Genomic DNA, 21,201 nt, shown 5'->3' with positions numbered 1-21,201 from the left:
CGAGCCCCGGGGCCGCCATCGCGCGTCACCGCGCCGCCAGCGCCTCCAGCCGTTCCCGCGCGGCGTCGAAGCGACCGAGGAGATTGGGGATGTCCGTGCTTCCGTAGCCCGCGCTCAGCCTGAGGCGCGCCACGCCCAGAATCGCGAGGAGTTCGGCGACGGCGGCTCTGCGGGCGGCGGGGTCGGAACTGCCGACGGTCCCGATCCAGACGGGCGCCGTGTGCGCGAACGGGTAGTTCGCCATCATCGGCCAGCGGGCGGGGCCGCCGACGGCACGCGCGGCGACCCATCCCCCCTCCGGAAGCGTCAGGTCGCCCTCGAAGCGGCGCGATCCGGGGCCGCCGAGCCCCTCTCCGCTCCACGCCACCTCGCCGTTCACCAGCACCTCGACCCGATCCACTTCCGTGGCGGTCGCGACCTCGAGCGACCAGGAGATCTCTCCGGTGGACACGATGCCGCCCGGACCCGCCCCGCCGACGCTGAACTCGAGGAACGGTCCGTTCGTCACGAAGGTCCGCCCGCTCCGGAGCGCGTCCATGTAGGTCGACCAGTTCTCCACGGGCCCGGTCTGCGCGTACACGCGCGACACTCCGATGGCCATCGTGCGGTAGAAGTTGTTCATCACGTCGGTCCCGGCCGAGGGCACGATCGGGATGCCGGCGTTCAGCAGCAGGTGCCAGATCTGGGAGGTGAGGACTTCATCGCTCCAGAGGCAGACGATCTCGAGCGCGTCCAGATCTCCGAGCACCGCGTCGGGGACGAGTTCGATCGGCACGGCGCCGTAGAGGTCGGCGATCGGTGCTTCCGCCCACGGCGTCGCGCGCGCCCTGCCCCGGTTGCTCAGGGGATGCACGTAGTACTGGAAGCCTCCCTGGGCCCGGGCGTGGCGCAACGGCTCGGCGTTCTCGCGGTCGTCCGACCCGTAGACCTGGTAGCCGGGTCCCCACACCCAGGGCCAGAACAGGTCATCGATCTCGATCAGGCCCAGGTGTCCCAGGAAGTGGGACCGGACCTCCTGTCCGAAGCGGACGAAGGGCGGGCCGCCCGAGTGGCGCCACGTCCACAGATCCTGATCCTCGAACCGGTTGTGGAGGTTCGCGAGCAGCGGCGTGGCGAAGTCCAGCGCCTCGCCCCGCATCATCGGCGGCAGGTCGTCCGGCGAAAGGTCGTAGGGGCCGCCGTAGTTGAGATGGAAATGATGTTCGCCCGAACTCCAGCCGCCGGCCCGCGCGTCCCAGACGGGAGACAACACGACTTCAACCTCCGCGGCGCCGGACCCGGCGCCCACCTGTGCCGTTGACGATGCTTCGGGCGTCGCGAGCCCCTGAACGGCCGACACCGTGACCTCCCCAACCGGAACGGTGAGTTCGATGACGCCCGGCGAATAGAAGAAGACGCGGCCGCTCTGCCCGTCGAACCGCGACGCGGGACCGTCCGGGACCAGCGGGTGACCCGCGCCGTCCACGACCGCGAGCCGGGCCGCCACGGGAGCGCCGCCCTCCTCCGTCACCGTCCGAATCCGAAGGCTCGCGGTCTCGGCACCCCAGTCCCAGGCCGTCACGTTCACCTCGCGGATCGGTCCACCCGCGGCGCGCACCCGCTTGAGCTCCAACCGTTCCTGGTCGTCGGCCTCCGAGAAGTAGACCCACTCGCCGGAGGGACCCCATGCCGGCGTGAGCGGCAGGCCTCCCGACGCCAACAGGATGGACGGCCCCGGGTCGGCCACGTTCAGGAGCCGGAGGTCCCACCCCTCCTGGGTCGGCCAGTTGACGACCACGGTGGACCCATCGGGACTCAGCGCCGGCCGCGCCATGGATGCGATATTCCCCTCGATGAGCGTGCGCGGCTCCGGCGAATCGTCGGAGCGCACGACGACGCGATCGCGGCCGCCACCCTTCCACAGGTAGACGAGCGCGCGTTCGCCGGGTTGGGGCTTGAGTTCGAGCCCGGGCGCGTCGGTCACCGGCCGCCGAACGCCGCTCTCGATGTCGACCGCCCACAGATCCAGCGCCCGCACCTCGGATTCGGCGGATGAGTAGAAGAGTTTCGTACCGTCGGCCGAGAAAGCCGGATCGAGCTCCAGCCCGGGGCTGTCGACGCGGCCGAGTTCGGCTCCGCTGCCCGCGGCAACCCAGACGATCTCCGTGTCTTCCGTATCGTCGCGCACGAACGCGATCAGTTCGCCGTCGGGGGACCAGGCGGGCCGCGCGTCGATCCCCCCGCCACGGGTCAGCCGCCGCGCCACGCCGCTCGCCAGATCCATGACCCAGATCCAGCCGTGCGAGGCGAACGCCACCCGCTCCCCGTCCGGCGACGGCGCCGGATCGATGGGTCCCGCCGTGAGCAGCGGAAGCTCGTAGCCCTCGAGGTACACGTGGTGGCCGTACCCCGCGACCTTCGGGTACCGGTTCGTCCACTGCGCCGCCGCGTCCACGGGGGCCGCCGCGAGAACGAGGACCAGGGCGCCGAGCGCCCCGCAAACCGGGACCCGGCCGCTCGATACCGGCAACGCACGAACCGGAGGCGCCCTCATGCGCGACGAACTCAGCGCCGCCAGGCCGACGCGCCGGGGAGCCCGCTGCTCACCATCACTTCGAGCCCCGGCTCCGGCGCGCGGTCCTCCGCCGCGCTCTCGGCCAGCGGACCGGGCGGCAGGTCGGTGAGAATGGCCCGCACCTGGCCCGTTCCCGGATCGCGCAGGATCGCGACCGGAGGCTCGCTTCCCTCCGTCATCTCGACGCTCCCGTCCGGCCCGGAGAGCACCAGGCTCGTCAACTCCGTCGCCCACGCCGGCTGGACGGGCAGCGCGAAGGAGAATCCCGACCGCCCGTCGCCATCCCACAGGCCCGCCATCGTGAAAGCCAGCGAGAACAGTTCGCCGCCGTCCGCCCGGCGCCCGGTCAACCGCCACGGTCCGCCCGCGGTGGGCACGGACGGTCGCGTGTCGACGACGAAGGCGGGATCGAGCCAGGGATCGCCGTCCGCCGTCGACGCCACCGGACACCACGAGCATGCGCGAGGCGGCCGGTGCTTCCCGCCGCACGTCGGTCGTGTCCTGGAGACGGAAGCGCAGCGCGTTCGAGAAGTAGTAGTCGCTGACCCACGACGGGTCGCAGTACGTCATGAAGTCCCGGACCGTGGATGTGGGGTCCACGAGCGAGCCGCCGTCGCGCGGATCCCAGCCCCAGGCACCGATCCCCCCGTTCTCGTACGGGAAGGTCACGTCCGGGCCTCCCTCGTCTCCTCTGCACGTCGCGTGCGACAGGCTGATGTTGTGTCCGAGTTCGTGCGCGATCGTCTCCGCGCTCAACAGCGAGGCCGCGGTCTTCCCCAGGTGGGAGGCTGTCCGGCCCGAACGGCAACCATGCGACCCCGCGAGCGCCTTCGGGGTCAGGGATGAGGCCCATCCAGTGTCCGACCCCGTTCTCCACGGTCCGGATGGTCACGACCCGGCCCAGGATCTCGAAGATGTCGTTCGTGTCGACCTCACGCTCGCGTGCCGGATGATCTCCAGTTCCTCGACGGGGAGATAGTTGTTCGTCTGCCAGAAGATCTCGTCGTCCGGATCGGCGTTGCTGACGAGCGTCACGGCACCCTGATCGTTGTCGACGGTCGAGACGAAGGGGATCAGGGTCAGGTACATCGGAGGCACGGCCTTCACATCGACGGCCGATCGTCCAGTCTCGGGGACGCGCTTCGACACGCCCAGATTCGGATCGAGCGTCCCATCCGGGTCGACCTCCACCACCATCTCCAGTCCGGGCTGGATCACCTCGGCGGGGATGATGGCGTGGGGCGAGAGGTCCAGTTCGCCTTCCTGCACTTCCGTTGGAATCACGGATGAACCGGCGGGGATATCCTCCACGTGCACCTCCGCGCCATCCACGAAGAACGTGGCCCGGACGGGCGGCATCATCGCCCCGGTCTCCTGTTCGGATGTCACGAAGACGCGCAGGAGCGCCTCCTCGCCGGCCACCAACGGAACGGGATAGTCGCGCGACTGCACCGTCTGCGTCAGGTAGGCCTCGGCGTGGGCTTCGGCCCCGCAGGTCCGGATCCGGTACTTCGAGAGCGCGGATTCCAGCCACGCGCGGAAGGCGGGAGTCTGCGGCATGCACAACCCGGTGTCCGCCGCCTGCAGTTCGAAGATCTCCTCGAGCGCGGTCATGCTCTCCGGCAGCGGTCCCGACAGGTCCGGGTTGCCATTGAGCCGCACGGTGTTGAGCCGGCTGGCGTCGCCGAGGTCGGCGGGCAGCGGTCCGGACAATCGGTTGTTCTCCGCCCAGAGGAACCGGAGGCTGTCGGCTTGGCCGAGTCCCGCCGGTAGCTGCCCCTCGATGTTGTTGTCGGAGATCCAGAGCGAGAACAGGCTGTCGAGTTGCCCAATCCAGGAGGGTAAGGGGTCCGACAACTCGTTCTCGTAGAGTCGGATCGCGCGGAGCTTCCCGAGGGCTCCCATGCTCTCGGGCAGTCCCCCGTCGATGTTCGTCCCCGTGATGCGGAGAACTTCCAGCTCGGTCAGGTTGTTGAACTCCTCGGGGATCGAACCATCGAACTTCGATTCGTACAGATTGAGCACCCGCAGGCTGTCAAGGTTGCCCAGTTCGGGCGGGATCGGGCCGGACAGCTGGTTACCGTCCCCGCCGCCCAACCAGAGTACCTGGAGGTTCGCGAGGTTCCCGAGCTCCGGCGGGATGCCGCCCCTGAATGGGTTTCCGTCGATGTCCATCCGCCGCAGCTCGGTGAGGAGGCCGATCTCCGGCGGGATTTCTCCCTCGAGCCGGTTGTAGTCCAGGCGCAGGACCCGCAGGTGCGGAAAATACTGGATCTCGGGCGGGATCTCTCCCGACAGGTTGTTCCGATTCAGGTCGATCACGATGACCCGTCCCGTGGAATCGTCAACCGAGATACCAGCCCAGTTCTCGAGCGGAGCGCCGGTTCCCCAGTTGGCCGATTCCGTCCAGGCCTCCCCGCCCATGGCCTCGTACAACGCCATCAGGTCGGACCGTTCCTCGTTGCAGGCGAGGAACTCGCCCTCACTTGTCGGAATCGCGCTCAGCCACGCCTGGAACCCCTCGTCCCGCACCGTGCACAGCATCGTGCCGCCGTAGTTGAGCGTCTGTATGCCCAACTCCACGAGAGAAGCCGGGATGGGACCGGAGAGATTCTCATTCCCGTGCACGATCAACTCGGTGAGGAAGGCCATGCTGCCGAGGTCCGCCGGAAGCTGACCGTTCAGGCCGTTCTCGCTCAGGTTGATCGCGGTCACGCGGGACTGCTCGTTCGCCGTCACGCCGTACCAGCTTCCGACCGGCTCGTCCGTCCCCCAGCCGCCGTTGTTCGTCCATTCGCCTCCGCGCGTGCCGATGTAGAGGTCCATGAGCGTCGCGCGGTCCAGGCTGTGCACCGCGACCGTGGCGGAGTTCGAGACGGGACCCGACGTGGCGGTCAGGCTCGTGTTCCCCTCCTTGAGGCCGGTGACGAGCCCGGTCGCATCGACTGTGGCGACGGTCGGATCGCTGCTCATCCACGTCACCACCGCATCGGAGATGGGCTGCGCCCGGTCGTTCAGGACGCGCGCACGCACCCGCACCGTGTCGCCCGCCACGACCGCGACTTCCTCCGGTTCCAGGGTGATTCTCGCCGGCACGGTCGCGGTCGGAGGCGGAGGCGGCGGCCCGGGCGGGGGTCCCGAGGTGTCCCCTCCACCGCAGGAGAGGATGGCCAGACCGAGCAAGCCGAGCGCCGCGTAACGCCAGACACCGGCGCGAGAGAAATCGGGACCTTCGGACTCGGAGATCGTGCGGGCGCGCTTCGCCATGGGTATGCCTTGCGTCTGTTGGGGAGGAGGGCCGCCGCTACACTAATCTAGAGACGCGCCGTCGGCTTGGCATCCTCCGAGGTGCTGGTCGAAGAAGGCCTGCAGTCGGCTGTACATGTCGATCGAATTGGACGGGTCCCGGAAGCCGTGGCCCTCGGGGTACGTCATCGATTCGAACTCCTTGCCGAGCGCCTCCAGCCGCTCGACCGCGAGTTCGAAGTTCTCGAACGGCGCCCTCACGTCGAACTCCCCATGCATGATGAGGACGGGAGCCGTGATCCGGTCCATCCGGTCGAGCGTCTCGCTCTTCGCGTAGATCTCGGGCCGCTCCTCCGGCGTCCCGCCGTGCCCCGTGATCGCGAAGATCTTCCCCACGCGGTCCGCGTGCGGCAGGGTCAGGGACTCGGAGTAGATGCCGCGCATGGGGACGGCCGCATCGAACTTGTCGGGCGTGCGCGTGATCGCGGACATGGACTGCATGCCTCCGTAGCTCCCGCCGTAGATGCCCACGCGCCCGTTCACGTACGGCTGGCGGCGCAGCCAGTCCGCCGCGGCGCCCGGGTCCTTCGACTGGTCGTTCAGCCAGTCCTCGACCGAGAGGTCCTGGAACTCGCGCCCGAAGCCGGACCCGCCGCGATAGTTGATGGCGAGCACGACGAAGCCCTCGTTCGCGAGGTACTGCTCCACGAGGTTCGTCCCCTGCGTGTAGGAGTTCGTCCCTCCTCCGTGCACCTGTACGAGGGCCGGGCAGGCGGGCGGGTCGGAGCCGGCGGAGAGCGCGGCCCGGATCGCCGGTGGCAGGTAGAGGAAGCCCTGCATGTACAGGCCGTCGAAGGAGCGGAAGGAGATCTCCGCGGGTCGCTGGAGGCCCTCGAAGTCGGGCGAGAAGTCCGTCAGGCGGGCGGGGACGCCGCCGTCGAGGTCGAGGAGCCAGGCTTCCCGGCCCTCGGTCGCGGCATCCCGCGTGAACGCGGCGCGGCCGCCGTCCGGCGTCGCGTGCAGGGACGACCAGGACCCGCCGACGTTCGTGACGCGCGTGGCGACGCCGCCCGAGGCGGGGACGGACCACAGGTCGAAGGCACCGCGCTGCTGGTACGGGAAGTAGATGCGCGCGCCGTCGCCGGACCAGAAGGGGTCGAAGCGCATGATCGCATCGGTCGCGTAGACCTGCATGTCGAGCGGCGCTTCCCGGAGGACGCGGGGCGCGGTGCCGGCGAGATCGAGGTCGATCCGGTACAGGTACGCGAGATCCTGGTACCAGTACTCGTCCTTGGCCGTCCCCATCAGCACGAGGCTCGACCCGTCCGGCGACCAGACGGGGCTGGAGGAGGCCATGAGCGACGTCGAGACCTGGTGCGCTTCGCCGGACGCCACGGCGACGAGCCACACGTCGTCGTGCCACCAGTCGGCCCGGTTCGAGATGTAGGCGATCCACCGGCCGTCCGGAGACCACATGGGGCTGAAGCGGCTGTCTTCGGCCTCCGCCGCGCCGGTCGTGAGCTGCCGGGGCGCCGCGGCCCCGGCGGCGTCCACGAGCCAGATGTCCTGGGAGCCGGACGCCGTGGAGTAGTAGGCGAGCGTCTCGCCGTCCGGCGACCACGACGGGGCCCGCAGGCCGCCCACGCCTTCCGCCACCACCCGCCCCGGCCCTTCGGTCCCGGCGACGAGGAGGTTCCCTCCCGCGATGAAGGCCAGCCGCCCTCCGTCCGGCGACCACGTCTGCGCGCGGCCCGCGACTCGGAAGGTCGAGGCGTCGCCCCCGGCGGCCGCCACCTCCGCCGTCGCCGGAACCGGGACGAGGTGCACCCCGGATCCGCCGCCGCCCTCGGCGGGTCCGGACACGGCGAGCGTCGATCCGTCGGGCGAGAGCACCGCGCGTCCCGCGCCCCCTCCGGCGGTGAAGACGTTCTCCAGCGTGAGTGGGATGCGACCCGCTTCGTCGACGCCGCCACCGGGGGACGAGCAGCCGGCGGCGAGGAGCCCCATGAGCGCGGGCAGCAGGTAGCGCGTTCGGACCGTTCGCGGGGATCGAAGCACGGCTCCTCCTCCGTGTGAGTATTGCCCCGGGCGATGGTCCGACAATACCGATCAGAGAAGGAAAAACCCATTCCCCGACCGGAGGTCGAAGCGCCTTGACCGAACCTGCCGTCACGCTGACCGACTACGGGCTCACCCTGCTCTGCGCCGTTCTGGTCTGGCTGGCGCGCTCGCACGTGCGGGCCGACCTCCGCCCGTGGGCGATGGGACTCTTCGCCGGCTCCGGCGCCGCGGCCCTCTTCGGCGGCACGGTGCACGGCTTCTTCGGGGACGCCGCGACCCTCGGCTACCGCGTCCTGTGGCCGGCCACGATCCTCACGGTCGGGGCGACCGGGCTCGCGGCCTGGGGCCTGGGCGCCCGCGTCGGTGGGCAGTCGACGGGTACGCGGTGGATCACGCGGCTCGCCGCGCTCGCCTACGTCGCGTACGTCGCCGTCGTGCTGGCCGGATGGCAGGCGTTCGCCGTCGCGGTCGCCTTCTATCTGCCCGCCGTCATCTATCTCACGGTGCGCTTCGCGCTCGCCTACCGCCGCCGCCCCACCGCAAGCCGGCGGCGGGCGCTGATCGGCTTCGGGCTCACCTTCGCCGCGGCCGCCATTCAGCAGCTACAGATCCCGATCCACCCGGTGTGGTTCGACCATAACGCGCTCTACCACGTCGTGCAGGCGGCGGCGTTCGTCCTGCTGTATCAGGGCGTGAGCGGCGAAGAGTAACGATGCTTCTTCAACGTCAGGGGTGTGCCATGCGTGCCGCGATCTTCCCCGGCTCCCGGGTTCTCGCCGCGGGGTCCGTCCTCTCGGTTGCCCTCTCGATTAGCCTCTCACCCGGATTGTTCGCGCAGGAGGGCCCGCCGATGACGGTCGAGGATGTCCTCGCCCTCAGGAGCCTCTCGCAGATCTCCGTGAGCCCGGACGGGCAATGGGTGGCCTACGTCGTCACGGAACGGGACATGGAGGAGGACCGCCAGGAAACCGACGTGTGGGTCGTCCCCGCGGCGGGAGGCCCCGCCGATGCCCGCCAACTCACGTTCCGTCCCGGTTCCGACGATGCACCGGTCTGGCACCCATCGGGAGAATGGCTCGCCTTCTCCTCGGACCGGGAGGGCGTGAGGCAGGTCTACGGCATCCGGCCCGACGGCGGCGAGGCATGGCAGGTGACGTCCCACGAGACCTCGGTCGGGAGCTTCCGCTTCGCGCCCAACGGTCGGCGGCTCGGCTTCGTGGCGAGCCCCCAGTCGACGGACACCGACCGCGAACTCGAGGGTGCGCGGCCGCCCGATGGTCTGGGATTCAGTGTACACGGACCAGTGGTCGCGCCTCCACGTGGCCGAACTCGAGGACGATGTGGCCGGCGAGGGCGTGAGGTGGTCGCCGGACGATCTTCACGTGGTGTCTTTCGTGTGGTCCCCGGATTCGCGAGCCGTCGCCTTCGGCGCGCGCTCGTCGCCCGTGCTGAGGACGACCTACTACGGCGCGACGTACGTCCAGGAGGGCGCGGAGGCCGAGGCCCGGAGCGTCACGTCGATGCCGGGCGGGGAGAATCCGGTGGCCTGGGACGATGAGTCGGGCCTCGTCGTGTCCGGAACGGGACAACTCCTCGGAACCTTCAATCGGCAGCTGTGGCGGGTGCCGTTCGGCGCGGACGGCGGCGCGCTGGACCCTGTGTCCCTCACGGGCGGCCTGGACGCGAACGCGAACCTCGTCCACATCGATGGCTCGCGGCTCATCGTCTCCGCGGCCCGACGCACCGGAGCCACCGTGTACCGCATTCCCCTCGCGGACGGCGCCGCGGCGGGCCCGCCGAGCGATCTGACCGATGGTCGGCACTACTACTCCGGCGCCTCGGCAGCCACGGACGGGAGCGTCCTCGCGTTCACCGCGGAGGACGGCATGGCGCCCCCGGACCTCTTCATCACTCCCCTGGACGGCTTCCGCCCCGAGCGCCTGACCGACCTGAATCCGCAGGTGGCCGACCTGGTGCTCGGCGAACAGCGGGTCGAGTCGTGGCCTTCGCGCGCCGGCGGCGAGGAAATCGAAGGCGTGCTCACCCTTCCCGTCGGGTACGAGGAGGGGGACCGCGTCCCGATGGTCCTCGTGATCCACGGCGGCCCGTCCGGCATCTCATCCGACCGCTTCAACGCGACCCGGGGCGCCTATCCGGTGCAGGTGTATGCGGGCATGGGGTTCGCCGTCCTGCAGCCGAACTACCGGGGTTCGAGCGGTTACGGCGAGCGTTTCAGGGGCCTCAACCGCGGCGACATCTCCGGCCGCGACTGGGTCGACATCGACTCCGGGGTGGACGCGATGGTCGAGCGCGGGATCGCGGATCCGGACCGGCTGGCCGTGAGCGGCTGGAGCTTCGGAGGCCACCACACCTACTGGGGGATCACGCAGACCGACCGCTTCAGGGCCGCGAGCGCCGGCGCCGGCGCGAACGACCTGATCTCCATGTACTCACAGACGGACATCCCCGAGTTCTACCACACCTACCTGGGCCCGAAACCGTGGGAGGACTGGGATCTCTACGAGGAGCGCTCCGCGTACCGCCATGTTGAAAACGTGACGACACCGCTCCTGATCCAGGTGGGGGAAAGGGATGAGAGGGTGCCCGCCGAACAGAGCATCCAGTTCTTCGAGGCGGTCCGGGCGATCGGCAAGGCGCCGACGACGCTTGTCCTTTATCCGGATCAACCACATGGAGTTAGATCTCCTCGCCTCCAGCGAGATCTCATGTCGAGGAACGTGGAGTGGCTCACGCGCTGGGTTCTGGAACCGGAGGCGCTGGTTCCGTGACGCCCCGCCGGGCGGCTACGTTGATTAGTGGCGTGAAACGACGCCCGCGGAGGAGGAGGATCATGCGACGGCCCCGTCCCAGCCTGTGCGGTCTCGCGCTCGCGGCGAGCGTGCTCGCGGCGACCGGCAACGCCACAGCCCAGGAAGAGCCCGACGTCACCGAAGCCGGTCTCGCGCGAGGCGAGATGTTCTACCAGGCCCACTGCGGCCGGTGTCACGGCATGCTCGGCCACGGAGGCGAGGGGCCGAGCCTGGCGCGCCCCACCCTGCCCCGCGCGCCGGACCACGAATCGCTCGTCCGGGTGATCCGACGCGGGATCCCGGGTACCGGCATGCCGGGGACGAGGGCGAACCTGGTGTCGGACCTGGAGGTCGACCTCATGGCCGCCTACGTCCGTACGCTGGCGCGGGACGCCGTCGTGGAGGTCCCGGGGGACGCCGCGCGAGGACAAGAGGTGTTCGCCACCGCCGGCGACTGCTACTCCTGCCACGTCGTCGAGGGCCGCGGGACGGGGATCGGCCCCGAACTCACGGGTATCGGGCTTCGGCGCGGCGTCGACTACCTCTACGCGTCGCTGCGGACGCCCGATTCGGAGTTGCCGGTCTCCCGGCGGGGCATCCTGCGGGGCTTCAGGGGGTACCTGCCGATCCGCGCGGTCACGCGCGAAGGCCGCGTCATCACGGGCATGCGCGTGAACGAGGACGCCTTCACGATCCAGTTGCGGTCGATCTCCGGCCGCACGGTCTCGCTTCGCAAGGAAGATCTCGTGGAACTCGAGAAACAGTTCGATCACTCGCTGATGCCCGCCGTGGAGGAGATGACGGAAGCGGACATCGACGACCTCGTCGCCTTCCTGGCCGACCTCGGGGAGGGATCATGAGACCTGGACCACGGCTGCCTGCGGCCGGCGCGGCCGGGGCGTTCGCAACGGCGGCTCTCCTTTGCGGCGGCGCCCTCGCGGACGCGCGCGCGCAGGTATCGTTCGACCGCCTCGTGAACGCGGACGACGAGCCACACAACTGGTTCATGTACTCGGGCAACTACGCCTCGCACCGCTTCTCCGCGCTCGACGAGATCCACCGCGGCAACGTCGGGGACCTCAAGGTGATCTGGGCCTACCAGATGAGCGGCGGGCTCATCGAGACGACGCCGGTCGTGGTCGACGGCGTGATGTACGTGACGGAGCCGCCGAGCAACGTAAGCGCGCTCGACGCCCGCACCGGACGCCGCCTCTGGAACTGGTCCGCGGAAGTCCCCGCCTCGACGAAGAACATCGGCTTCCCCCGCGTAAACCGGGGCGTCGCCATCCTCGACGAGACCGTGTTCGTGGGCACGCTCGACGCCCGCCTCGTGGCGCTCGACGCAGGCTCCGGCGCCGTCCGCTGGGAGGTGGACGTCGCGGACAACTTCCTCGGCTTCTCGATCACGACGGCGCCGCTCGCGCTCGACGGCAAGGTCATCGTCGGCGTGTCGGGCGCGGAGGCCGGCGCGAACGGCTTCGTCGACGCCTACGACCCCGACACCGGAGATCGCCTCTGGCGCACGTTCACGATCCCCCGGCCGGGCGAACCGGGGAGCGAGACGTGGGGCGGCGACAGCTGGGAGCACGGCGGCGGCTCGACGTGGCTCACCGGTTCGTACGACCCGGAGCTGGACCTCCTCTACTGGCCCACCGGGAACCCGGCCCCCGACTGGAACGGGGACCTGCGGCCCGGCGACAACCTGTACACGAACTCCATCCTCGCCCTCGATCCCGACACGGGCGAGATGCAGTGGTACTTCCAGTACACGCCGCACGACACGCACGACTGGGACGCGAATCAGATCCAGGTGCTCGTGGACGCGGAATGGGAGGGCGAGCCCCGAAAGCTGGTCGTCACCGCGAACCGGAACGCCTTCTACTACGTGCTCGACCGCGAGACGGGCGAGTTCCTGCACGGCGTGGAGTACTCGAAGCAGACGTGGGCCGAGGGCCTCGACGCGAACGGCCGCCCGATCGTGATTCCCGGCACCGAGCCCACGGAGGAGGGGAACCTCGTCTGGCCCAGCCTCCAGGGGGCGGCGAACTGGTTCAGCCCTTCGTACAGCCCGGACACCGGGCTCTTCTACCAGGCGACCCGGATCATGGGGGCCATCTACTACAAGGCCGATGTCGAATACGAGCCCGGCCAGCCGTTTCTGGGCGGCGGCGAGCAGGCGCTGTCGGGAGACGATGCGAGCGGGGCCGTCAAGGCGCTCGACGTGCTCACGGGGGAACTGCGGTGGGAGTTCCCGCTGCTCTCTCCGCCGTGGGCCGGCGTGATGGCCACGCGGGGCGGCCTCGTGTTCGGCGGAAGCAACGAGGGCAACATCTTCGCCCTCGACGCGGAGACGGGAGAGGCGCTGTGGGACTTCCAGGCCGGCGCCGGCGTCCGTACCGGCCCCATGTCGTTCGAGGTGGACGGCGAACAGCGCGTGGCAACCGCCGCGGGCGGCGTCCTGTGGGTATTCGGACTCCCCTAGCGGTTTGATTGACAACGCCGGTCGAACCGTCCGGCGACTTGAGCAGGAGGCCGTAATGACATCCCGGAACCGTCTTTCCATGCAGCCAGCGCGGCGCCGCGGCGTACCGGCCACGGTGCTTCTCGGAGCAGCGTTCCTGCTCGCGGCCCAGGCGGCGCAGGCGCAGTCTCCCGCCCCGCCTCCCCCCACGGTCGAAGAGATCGGCGCGTGGGTCGAGGACGCGATGGCCCGGTGGGAGGTTCCCGGACTGGGGCTGGCCATCGTGTACGAGGGCGAGAGCTATCTCTCCACCGGCTACGGCGTGCGCGAACTGGGTCGGGACACGCCGGTGGACGCAGGGACGCTGTTCAGCATCGGCTCCTGCTCGAAGGCGTTCGGAGCCGCCACCATCGCGTCCCTGGTCGAAGAGGGGAAGCTGCGCTGGGATGACCGCATCACGGACCACATCCCGTGGTTCCGTCTCCACGACCCGTGGACGACGCGCGAGATCCGCGTACGCGACATCGTCACGCACCGCGTCGGAACCGGGAGCAATCAGCCGCTGCGCCCGCTCGTCACGGACCGGCGAGACTATCTCATGCGCCTCCCCCACACCGACCCGGACCACGCTTTCCGTGATCGCTACGGCTACACGAACGACATGTTCGTTCTCACGGGTCACCTCGTGGAGACCGTCTCCGGAACGGACTGGGACTCCTATGCGCGCGCGAAGCTCTGGAATCCGCTGGGGATGACGACGACGACGGCGCGCATGGCGCCCGCCAACGCGAGCCCGAACCACGCCGAACCGCATGCCATCATTGAGCGGCGGTTCATCGGGAACGCGGCGACCACGGGGATGCCGCTGGAGCCCGTGCCCTGGCAGTACGCCGAGGACGTCACCGTGCCCTCGGGCGGCGTGATCACGTCGGCGGACGAGATCACCGAGTGGATGCGGTTCCATGTCGGCACCCACCCGAACCCGCCGCTCTCCCGGTCATCCGTCGAACTCATGCACACGCCCCACACCGTGATACGGAACCCGAGCAGCTGGATGCCGTTCGAGGGGCCGGGCGCGTACGCGATGGGCTGGTCGACGGGAAGGTTCGGGGACGTCACGGGCGTGGGCCACGGGGGGAACGCGCTGGGGTTCAACTGCTCGATCGCGCTGGCGCCGGAACAGGGCTTCGGCGTGTGGGCGACGACGAACCGGAACTCGGAACTGCCGTGGGTGCTCACGCAGTGGGCGATGGCGCGTTTCGTGGGCACAGAGGAGCTGCGGAACCGCGACTGGCATGCGGAATTCGAGCGGAACGTCGCCGATGGGAACCGGCGGACCTTCGAGGCGGAGGAGGCGCGGCAGGCGGCCCGGCTGGACCAGGGTCCCTCGGTGCCGCTCGAGGCCTACGCCGGGACCTACCGCAACGGCTACGCCGGCGAGCTGCGCATTCGCCTGACGGACGAAGAGGTGCCGCCGCTGATGCCGGCCGAGGGCCGGCTGGGACGGTGGGACGGGACGCCGGGAGTGCACGAACGTCCGGCCGCGAGCGCATCGGCGGGCGCCGCACGCAACGGGGCGGACAACGGATCCGCGAACGGCGTTGGCGAGTCGGGGCCGCGAACTGCGGCTCGTGGCCGAGTTCGATGGTCGGGAACGTCCCGTGCGCATGCCGCTCGAGCACTGGCACGTCGACCGGTTCGACATGTGGTTCGGCGACGTCCGGATCGGCGTCTCGTTCCTGCTGGACGACACCGCGCGCGTGACGGGCGTCGAGCTGGACTACTACGGCCGCTTCGAACGCGTGCCCTAGCGGACGTACAGGCGGTTCGCGTAGCTGTACGCCGTGACGGCGGGACTCAGCCCGTGGCGCAGCCGCCGAGGTGCCGGGTGAAGAACTCCTCCAGGCGCGACCAGGTGTCGACGCGATTGTCCGGGTTCCGGAAACCGTGCGCTTCGTCCGGGTACGTCTTCACCTCGACGCTCTTGCCGAGCCGCTCGAATTCGGCCACCGCGTTCTCGAAGTTCTGGATCGGCACGCGGCGGTCCAGTTCCCCGTGCATGAGAAGGACGGGCGCCGTGATGTCGGCGATGCGCGACACGACGTTGCTCTTGGCGTACGTGTCGGGGCGTTCCTCCGGGGTACCGCCGTGTCCGGTGACGGAGAAGATCTTCCCCAGCCGGTCCGTGTACTCGAGCGTGTTCAGCTTCGAGTAGGCGCCGCGCATGGGGACGGCCGCGTCGAACCTGTCCGGGGTCAGACTGATCGCCGACAGCGACATGCTCCCGCCGTAGCTGCCGCCGTAGATCCCCACCTTCCCGTTCACGTACGGGAGCGTGCGCAGGAAATCGGCCGCCGCGCCCGCATCCCGCGCCTGGTCCCACAGCCAGTCCTCGACGGAGAGGTCCTGGAACTCGCGCCCGAAGCCGGATCCCCCGCGGTAGTTGATCGCAAGCACTACGAACCCCTTCGAGGCGAGGTACTGTTCGGTGAGGCTCAGACCCTGCTGGTAGGAGTTCGTCCCGCCGCCGTGGACCTGGACGAGCGCCGGACAGGTGGCCCCTTGCGCCAGTTGCGGCGGGCGGTAGAGGAAGCCCTGGATCCGGAGTCCATCGAAGCTGGGGAAGGCGATCTCCCGGGGCGCCGCCACGGACCGCCAGGACGGCGAAAACGAGGTGAGGCGCTCCGGTACGCCGCCGCCGAGGTCGAGGACGTGCGCTTCCCCTCCCCGCGTCGGCGACGAGTGGACGAAGGCGACGGTCCCGGCGCCCGCCGTGTGGCTGACGCCGGAGATCGTCCCTCCCATGTGCGTAACGCGCGTGGCCACCCCTCCGGCGGCCGGCACCGCCCACACGTTGGTCGTGCCGCGTTCGAGGTAGGGGAAGTAGATGAACGCGCCGTCCGCCGACCAGGACGGGGCGTGCCGCATCGCCGCGTCCGTCGCGTAGACCTGCATGTCCACGATGCGCTCCGACGCCCCGGCGCCCGCCTCCGGGCCCTCGATCACGTAGATGTAGGAGAGATCCTCGTACCAGTACTCATCCTTGGCGGTGCCGAACACGGCGATCCGGTCGCCTTCCGGCGACCAAACGGGTGTGGACATCGCCATCAGCGAGCGGGTGAGTTGCCGGCGGCCGCCCGTCTCCACGTCAACGAGCCAGAGATCGTCGTGCCAGTAGTCGGAGGCGTTCGACACGTAGAGGATCTCGCGGCCGTCCGGCCGCCAGGCGGGCGCGAAGCGCGGATCGTCGAGGGCCATGGCGGCCTCGGTCAGCTGGCGCGGCGGGGTCGACCCGTCGGCCGGCACGAGCCAGATGTCCTGGTGGCCGCTCGCGGTCGAGTAGAACGCGATCGTCCGCCCATCCGGGGAGAAGGCCGGCGCCCGCACACCCTCCATGCGGTCCATCAGCGGGCGCGCTTCGACATCGCCCACATCCGCGACGTGGACCTGGCCGCCGGCCGAGAAGGCGATCCGGTCGCCGCCGGGCGCCCAGACCGGGTTCGAGCCCTGAAGCCAGAAGCGCGGCGTCCCGAAGCCGCCTTCCTCGCCGCGAGCCGCCAGATACAGCCCCGCACCGTCCGGCCCCGAGCCGGAGACCGCGAGGTGCCGGCCGTCCGGCGAGATCGAGACGCCGCGGACGCCCGTGTTGTTCCGGTGGATGTTGTCGAGCGTGAGGTCGAGCTCCATCGCCGCTCCCCCGCCGGGCGCCGCATCTCCGGGCGCCCCGCACGCGGCCGCGAACAGGAGCGAGAAGGCTGCCGTCGCGTGGAAGCGGCGGCGCGGGGCGCGGGACCGGCGGTGTGGTTGGCGCATCCGGGCCTCCGGGATCTGTGGGCCGAGCGACACCAGCGTGGTGTTCACACTAGTCGAATTCGAATACGACGCCCAGATCGAAGCCGAGCGCGACGGCATGGTCGGTACTCGACGGGGTGTCGGCGGACATGCGCCGCCAGGACAGGCCCGGCCCGATGCGCGCAGGGCCGAGGCGAAGGCGGAGTCCCGCGCCGGCCTCCAGACCGGGACCCGCCTGCGGGGTCTCGCCTTCCGTCCCGATGCGCGTCGTTCCGTAGAGGATGCCTACGCGGCCCCACAGCGAGCCGTGCGACAGCTCCGCACCGAGGGCGGCGTGGTGGCCGGTGACCGTCGGCTCTCTCCCGCGGCAGAATCCCTCCCTGCAGCCGAAGGCGGTACGGACATACCCGGCGGAAACGGCGACCTGCGGGCGCAGTCGACGCGCAATCCGGATTTCGTACGACAGGGCGGGAGCCCACTCGAGACCCGCCGCGGTGGACGTGTGATTCCCCACCGCGAGACCGCTCCGTGCTTCGACGGATGTCTGGGCGGCGGCGCGGCCGGCGATCGGCATGCCGGCAGCCATGACCAGCGCCAGCACGAAGCCGGCGCGGAGCCGCGGGTCGTTCATCGCCGCGGCCCCGGGATCCCCTCGCGCGGGACTCCGTCGCTGATCAGGACATCCAACCCCTCCGCCCACGGGGGCGCCGTCCCGGGGTCGCGCAGGATGCCGCGGAGACGGCGCGTGCCCGGGTCCAGGACCAGGGCCGCCGCGCGACCCCCGGAACGCCCGATCGCGACGGCGCCGTCCGGACCGGAGAGTTCGACCCGATCCAGTCCGTCGGGACCGCCCCATCGGCCCTCCCAGGGAATCGCGAAGGCGAACTGTCCACCGCCGTACTCCAGTTCGTCCGGCGTGAAGGAGAACGTGAACAGGGACCGGCCCGCCGCGTCCAACCCCTCCAGGCGATACGGACCGTCCTCGGTCGGTGTCGTCGGGGGCGCGTCGATGACGAAGGCCGGCTCGAGCAGAAGGTCCCCGGCGCCGGCATTCCCCCACAGGAGCAGCGTCGGTTCGGGATCGACGTTCCGCAGGATCAGCGATTCGTGCTCCCGACGGAACTCCATCGCCTTCACGAAATGATAGTCGCTGATCCAGCTCGGGTCGCAGTACGTCATCAGGTCCCGATACTCGGCCGGATCGACCATGCGCGTGTTCCCGCGCCGCGTCTCGTATCCGAAGACGCCGATGGAGCCGTCCTCGTACGGGAAGTCCGGATCGGGGTTCAGGGCCAGGCCGCAGGGAGCGTGCCGGAGCCCCATGTTGTGCCCCAGTTCGTGGGCGAACGTGTCGATATCGAGGATTCCGATGCCGATCGGCCTCCCGATATAGCCCAATCCCTTGAACGGGGCGCTCGCAGGCGCCGCGAGGGCGGCGTAGTAATAGTCCCGTCGTCGCTCCGTGAGCCGGAGCACGCTGATCTCTCGCAGGAGCCCCAGCCAGCCTGCCGCGGTCTTCAGGTCCGCTGTCGTCCGGTAGGGCTCGTGTACCGTCAGTTCCAGTTCGCCGATCGGGAGTATGGAGCGCACGAACGCGATCCTGGCGTCTGTCGCCGTCATCCCGTCGACCCAGGTCAGCACCGTCTCCTCATCCGCGGAGTGCAACACCGGCACCACCGTCAGACGCATTGGGGGAACGGTCAGCACATCCAGTTTCAGGCGCCCTTCGGCCGGTACACGCCGGGCGCTTCCCGGGACCGCCGGCACGAGGCCATCCGGATCCAGCTCCACGACCAGTTCGACACCGGGTCGCAGGACCTCCCCCGGAACGACCCCGTTGAACGATCGGTCGAGCTTCCCCTCGTCGAGCTCCACAGGGATCCGGTCTGCCGCCGGATCCAGCCGCATCGAGTGGATCGGGGCACGGTCTTCGTAGAAGGTCGCCCGTGGGCGGGGACGATAGAAGCTCGTCTTGTCACCCGTGACAAAGACTCGGAGGAGCGCCGGCCGGCCCCCGATCAGAGGAATGTCCCCGCCCAGCGTCTGGACCGCCTGCGTCAGGTGCACGGCGGACGCTTCGATCTTCACGCTGGTGGGGTTCACCCTCACCCAGGCGCCGCCCTGCAGGCTCGCCACCTCCGCGGCAACGCGCGTCTCGTGGCCGCCCTCGAGGCCGATGACCTCGCCGTCCGAGCCGACGGCGGCGACGGACGGATCGGCCGCGGACCAGCGCGGAGGCGCCCAGGCCGGGATCCTGTTGAAGGCCGCGCCGCTCTCGTCCAGCACTTGCACCCGATACCGGACGGCCTCGCCCTCGAGGACGGTGGCGGTGGCGGGGAGAAGCTCGACCGCGCCCGGGACCCGCTCGGGTTGCGATGCGAGGTCGCTGCAGCCGGCCGCCGAGAGGGCCACGAATAGAAATCGCCTGTTCACGCTGCCCACCTTGTTCGCCCGCCTCATCGCGGGCAAGCCGAACGCCTGGCGGTCCGTGGCGGTCACGACGCCGAAACACGCGTTTGACGCAACCCCGCGGCGATGAACGTCCATTGCAGCATCATCTGGTCGCGCACCGGCATCGGGACCAGCCCGTTATTCCTCGCGGCGGCGGAGATGGCGTCCGGCGCGGCCCCCGCGGACAACTCGTTCCTCCAACCGTCGATCCGTCTCTTCCAGCGTTCGGCGACCGGATCCGGAGGGCCCGGCCTGTCCCCCACGCCTGGGAGGATGAAAAGCGGCATCTCGGAGACGAGGGTAAGCGTGTCGTGGCCGAAGGAACGCAGCGTTTCCATCGAACTCGGCCAGAAGCGCGACGCCGTCGCGGCGTCGCCCAGGGCTTCGAAGTGGCCGGCCATCCGTTTCGAGTCGGGCCGCGAGGCGAACCCCCGCTCGAAGCGGAAGAAGCCTTTCTCCCCGTGACGCTCGACATCGTGCAGCGCGTAACCGAGCGCCCCCGCGCGTTGACGGCAGGCGGCCTTCAGCGCTTCGCAGCGGTCTTCCCAGGCGCGGTCGATCAGGAAGAAGGCACCCGCGGCGAACCCCATGCCGTGCAGAGAGGCGTGCAGCACGAACGGTCGATCGCACGTGCGCCACCAGTCGTAGGCCGCGCGGTTCTCCGGCCGCGCTCCGGGATCGGCGTCGTCGCGCGGGAAGCCGAATTCGATGTCATCGCCGGGCAGTTCCCGCACCTTGCCCGCCAGGTACCGCCCGAGATCGTACGCGTCCGTATCGGGGTCCTGCCACGCGGCGTTGCGGCGCTCGCCGTCCGGGTTGATGTGCGGGATGATCCACCACTGATGGCGGGTGAGCATCGGATCCTCCGCGTCGAGTCCCGCCAGGTAGCCGGCGAGACGACGCAGGAGGCGCGGACCCACCGGTTCGTCGGCGTGGCAGCCGCCGAGCAGGCTCACGGCCTCGGGCCCCCGTCCGAAGCGGTAACCCGGGACCGGCCGCCCTTCGCGGGAAGACCCGAGGACGCGCCCGGCACCTGCGGGGATGTCCCGCGAGGCCATGATCCGGTCGAACCGTTCTGTCAGCGGGATCTCGATCGGACGCTCCTTCCGCACCGGCAGCTTCGGATCCCGCTTCCGGTCGTGCCGGGGTTGGGCGGTGTCCTCCGTCACCCTACATTGGGCTCCCCCTCGCGTCACCTCGCGGGGGGAATACGCCGGAACCCGGAGTCCGATCGAAGATGATGGATTTCCTGACCCCGATCGTCGTTCTGGGGCTGATGCTGGCTGCCCTGGCAGGTTTTTTCGTCGGCTCGTGGATCCGTGGCCGCCAGATCGCCGGAAGAGAGCTGACGCTCAAGCGTCGATTCGACAACCGCCTGTCCGCCATCGAAGAGGACGCTCGGCGGGTGCTGGAGCGTGCGCGGCGCGAATCGGAGGCGGCGCGGCGGAAGGTCGAGGCCGAGCGGGACAGCCTCTACACCCGTCTCTCGAAGCTGGACCCCGAGTTGGGCGGGATGGTGGCCCCGGCGCGTCGCGCCGGCCTCCCGCGGACGCGAGCGGGTCGCAGGCGCAATGCGCGTCCCCGCGCCACGGAAGGAGTGGGCGCCGGGGCCGTGCGCGAGCGCGACGATCTCACGCGCATCAAGGGGATCGGCCCCACCTTCGAGGCACGCCTGAACGAAATGGGCTACCGAACGTACCTCGATCTGGCCCGGTGGACCTCCGAAGACCTCGACGCCCTCGGCAGGGGGCTCGGCGCGCGGATCCGGCTCCAGGAATGGTCCGAACGGGCGGCCGAACTCCACCGCCGGAAGTACGGCGCCTAGC

The 21,201-nt window shown here is 69.9% G+C and carries 14 protein-coding genes and 1 pseudogene; 7 read left to right on the top strand and 8 right to left on the bottom strand.

Going from position 1 to position 21,201, the window contains the following annotated elements; translation table 11 throughout:
- Positions 1 to 25: 25 nt before the first annotated feature.
- From ACOGI9_RS03865 to ACOGI9_RS03850, 4 genes are all read right to left on the bottom strand, one after another.
- On the bottom strand, positions 26 to 2,533 hold the full coding sequence (locus ACOGI9_RS03865; RefSeq protein WP_419858572.1) for a CehA/McbA family metallohydrolase: 2,508 nt from the start codon (positions 2,531 to 2,533) through the stop codon (positions 26 to 28).
- An 11-nt stretch (positions 2,534 to 2,544) separates the two neighbouring features.
- The gene (locus ACOGI9_RS03860) at positions 2,545 to 2,997 is read right to left on the bottom strand and encodes a hypothetical protein (RefSeq protein WP_419858571.1); all 453 of its coding nucleotides are present in this window, start codon (positions 2,995 to 2,997) and stop codon (positions 2,545 to 2,547) included.
- Positions 2,998 to 3,442: 445 nt separating this feature from the next.
- Positions 3,443 to 5,650 carry a leucine-rich repeat domain-containing protein gene (locus ACOGI9_RS03855; RefSeq protein WP_419858570.1) on the bottom strand — a complete coding sequence of 736 codons (2,208 nt, stop codon included), beginning with the start codon at positions 5,648 to 5,650 and terminating at the stop codon, positions 3,443 to 3,445.
- Between the two features lie 213 nt (positions 5,651 to 5,863).
- Complete coding sequence (locus tag ACOGI9_RS03850) at positions 5,864 to 7,858, bottom strand: prolyl oligopeptidase family serine peptidase (RefSeq protein ID WP_419858569.1); 1,995 nt, start codon at positions 7,856 to 7,858, stop codon at positions 5,864 to 5,866.
- A gap of 95 nt (positions 7,859 to 7,953) precedes the next feature.
- Between ACOGI9_RS03850 and ACOGI9_RS03845 the strand changes: the two genes are divergently transcribed.
- The 6 genes and pseudogenes from ACOGI9_RS03845 (at position 7,954) to ACOGI9_RS03820 (ending at position 14,943) form a co-directional block, all read left to right on the top strand.
- On the top strand, positions 7,954 to 8,571 hold the full coding sequence (locus ACOGI9_RS03845) for a DUF6962 family protein (RefSeq protein ID WP_419858568.1): 618 nt from the start codon (positions 7,954 to 7,956) through the stop codon (positions 8,569 to 8,571).
- Positions 8,572 to 9,135: 564 nt separating this feature from the next.
- Positions 9,136 to 10,650: a S9 family peptidase gene (locus tag ACOGI9_RS03840; RefSeq protein WP_419858567.1), complete on the top strand. Its 1,515-nt coding sequence runs from the start codon at positions 9,136 to 9,138 to the stop codon at positions 10,648 to 10,650.
- Between the two features lie 62 nt (positions 10,651 to 10,712).
- Complete coding sequence (locus ACOGI9_RS03835; protein WP_419858566.1) at positions 10,713 to 11,531, top strand: c-type cytochrome; 819 nt, start codon at positions 10,713 to 10,715, stop codon at positions 11,529 to 11,531.
- On the top strand, positions 11,528 to 13,153 hold the full coding sequence (locus ACOGI9_RS03830) for a pyrroloquinoline quinone-dependent dehydrogenase (protein ID WP_419858565.1): 1,626 nt from the start codon (positions 11,528 to 11,530) through the stop codon (positions 13,151 to 13,153). The genes ACOGI9_RS03835 and ACOGI9_RS03830 overlap by 4 nt, the downstream gene beginning before the upstream one ends.
- 55 nt (positions 13,154 to 13,208) lie before the next feature.
- Positions 13,209 to 14,294: pseudogene (locus ACOGI9_RS03825) on the top strand (serine hydrolase domain-containing protein); the annotation flags it as partial.
- Positions 14,295 to 14,733: 439 nt separating this feature from the next.
- The gene (locus ACOGI9_RS03820) at positions 14,734 to 14,943 is read left to right on the top strand and encodes a hypothetical protein (RefSeq protein WP_419859313.1); all 210 of its coding nucleotides are present in this window, start codon (positions 14,734 to 14,736) and stop codon (positions 14,941 to 14,943) included.
- A gap of 46 nt (positions 14,944 to 14,989) precedes the next feature.
- Here ACOGI9_RS03820 and ACOGI9_RS03815 read toward each other — a convergent pair whose 3' ends face one another.
- The 4 genes from ACOGI9_RS03815 to ACOGI9_RS03800 are packed head-to-tail and all read right to left on the bottom strand — an operon-like array spanning position 14,990 to position 20,571.
- A complete protein-coding gene (locus tag ACOGI9_RS03815; protein WP_419858564.1) occupies positions 14,990 to 16,993 on the bottom strand; it encodes a prolyl oligopeptidase family serine peptidase in 2,004 nt (667 codons plus the stop codon).
- 1 nt (position 16,994) lies between these two features.
- Positions 16,995 to 17,555, bottom strand: a complete 561-nt coding sequence (locus ACOGI9_RS03810) for a hypothetical protein (protein ID WP_419858563.1) — start codon at positions 17,553 to 17,555, stop codon at positions 16,995 to 16,997.
- Positions 17,552 to 19,384, bottom strand: a complete 1,833-nt coding sequence (locus ACOGI9_RS03805; protein ID WP_419858562.1) for a M66 family metalloprotease — start codon at positions 19,382 to 19,384, stop codon at positions 17,552 to 17,554. Before ACOGI9_RS03805 ends, ACOGI9_RS03810 begins: the two co-directional genes overlap by 4 nt.
- A 35-nt stretch (positions 19,385 to 19,419) precedes the next feature.
- Positions 19,420 to 20,571 carry a M14 family zinc carboxypeptidase gene (locus ACOGI9_RS03800; protein WP_419858561.1) on the bottom strand — a complete coding sequence of 384 codons (1,152 nt, stop codon included), beginning with the start codon at positions 20,569 to 20,571 and terminating at the stop codon, positions 19,420 to 19,422.
- Positions 20,572 to 20,612: 41 nt separating this feature from the next.
- Here ACOGI9_RS03800 and ACOGI9_RS03795 point away from each other — a divergent pair, with 41 nt between their 5' ends.
- On the top strand, positions 20,613 to 21,200 hold the full coding sequence (locus ACOGI9_RS03795) for a hypothetical protein (RefSeq protein ID WP_419858560.1): 588 nt from the start codon (positions 20,613 to 20,615) through the stop codon (positions 21,198 to 21,200).
- The last annotated feature ends 1 nt before the right edge of the window (position 21,201 follow it).

The sequence above is a fragment of the Candidatus Palauibacter irciniicola genome (assembly GCF_965208695.1).
Classification (GTDB): domain Bacteria; phylum Gemmatimonadota; class Gemmatimonadetes; order Palauibacterales; family Palauibacteraceae; genus Palauibacter; species Palauibacter irciniicola.
The sequence above is the reverse complement of the archived record's forward strand: the minus strand, read 5'-3'. Positions and strand labels throughout refer to the sequence as shown.

What these genes read in the sequence shown, in the direction of transcription:
- ACOGI9_RS03865 (WP_419858572.1), bottom strand. Translation starts at nt 2,533, where the DNA reads ATGAGGGCGCCTCCGGTTCGTGCGTTGCCGGTATCGAGCGGCCGGGTC.
- ACOGI9_RS03840 (WP_419858567.1), top strand. Translation starts at nt 9,136, where the DNA reads ATGGTCTGGGATTCAGTGTACACGGACCAGTGGTCGCGCCTCCACGTG.
- ACOGI9_RS03835 (WP_419858566.1), top strand. Translation starts at nt 10,713, where the DNA reads ATGCGACGGCCCCGTCCCAGCCTGTGCGGTCTCGCGCTCGCGGCGAGC.
- ACOGI9_RS03830 (WP_419858565.1), top strand. Translation starts at nt 11,528, where the DNA reads ATGAGACCTGGACCACGGCTGCCTGCGGCCGGCGCGGCCGGGGCGTTC.
- ACOGI9_RS03810 (WP_419858563.1), bottom strand. Translation starts at nt 17,555, where the DNA reads ATGAACGACCCGCGGCTCCGCGCCGGCTTCGTGCTGGCGCTGGTCATG.
- ACOGI9_RS03805 (WP_419858562.1), bottom strand. Translation starts at nt 19,384, where the DNA reads ATGAGGCGGGCGAACAAGGTGGGCAGCGTGAACAGGCGATTTCTATTC.
- ACOGI9_RS03795 (WP_419858560.1), top strand. Translation starts at nt 20,613, where the DNA reads ATGATGGATTTCCTGACCCCGATCGTCGTTCTGGGGCTGATGCTGGCT.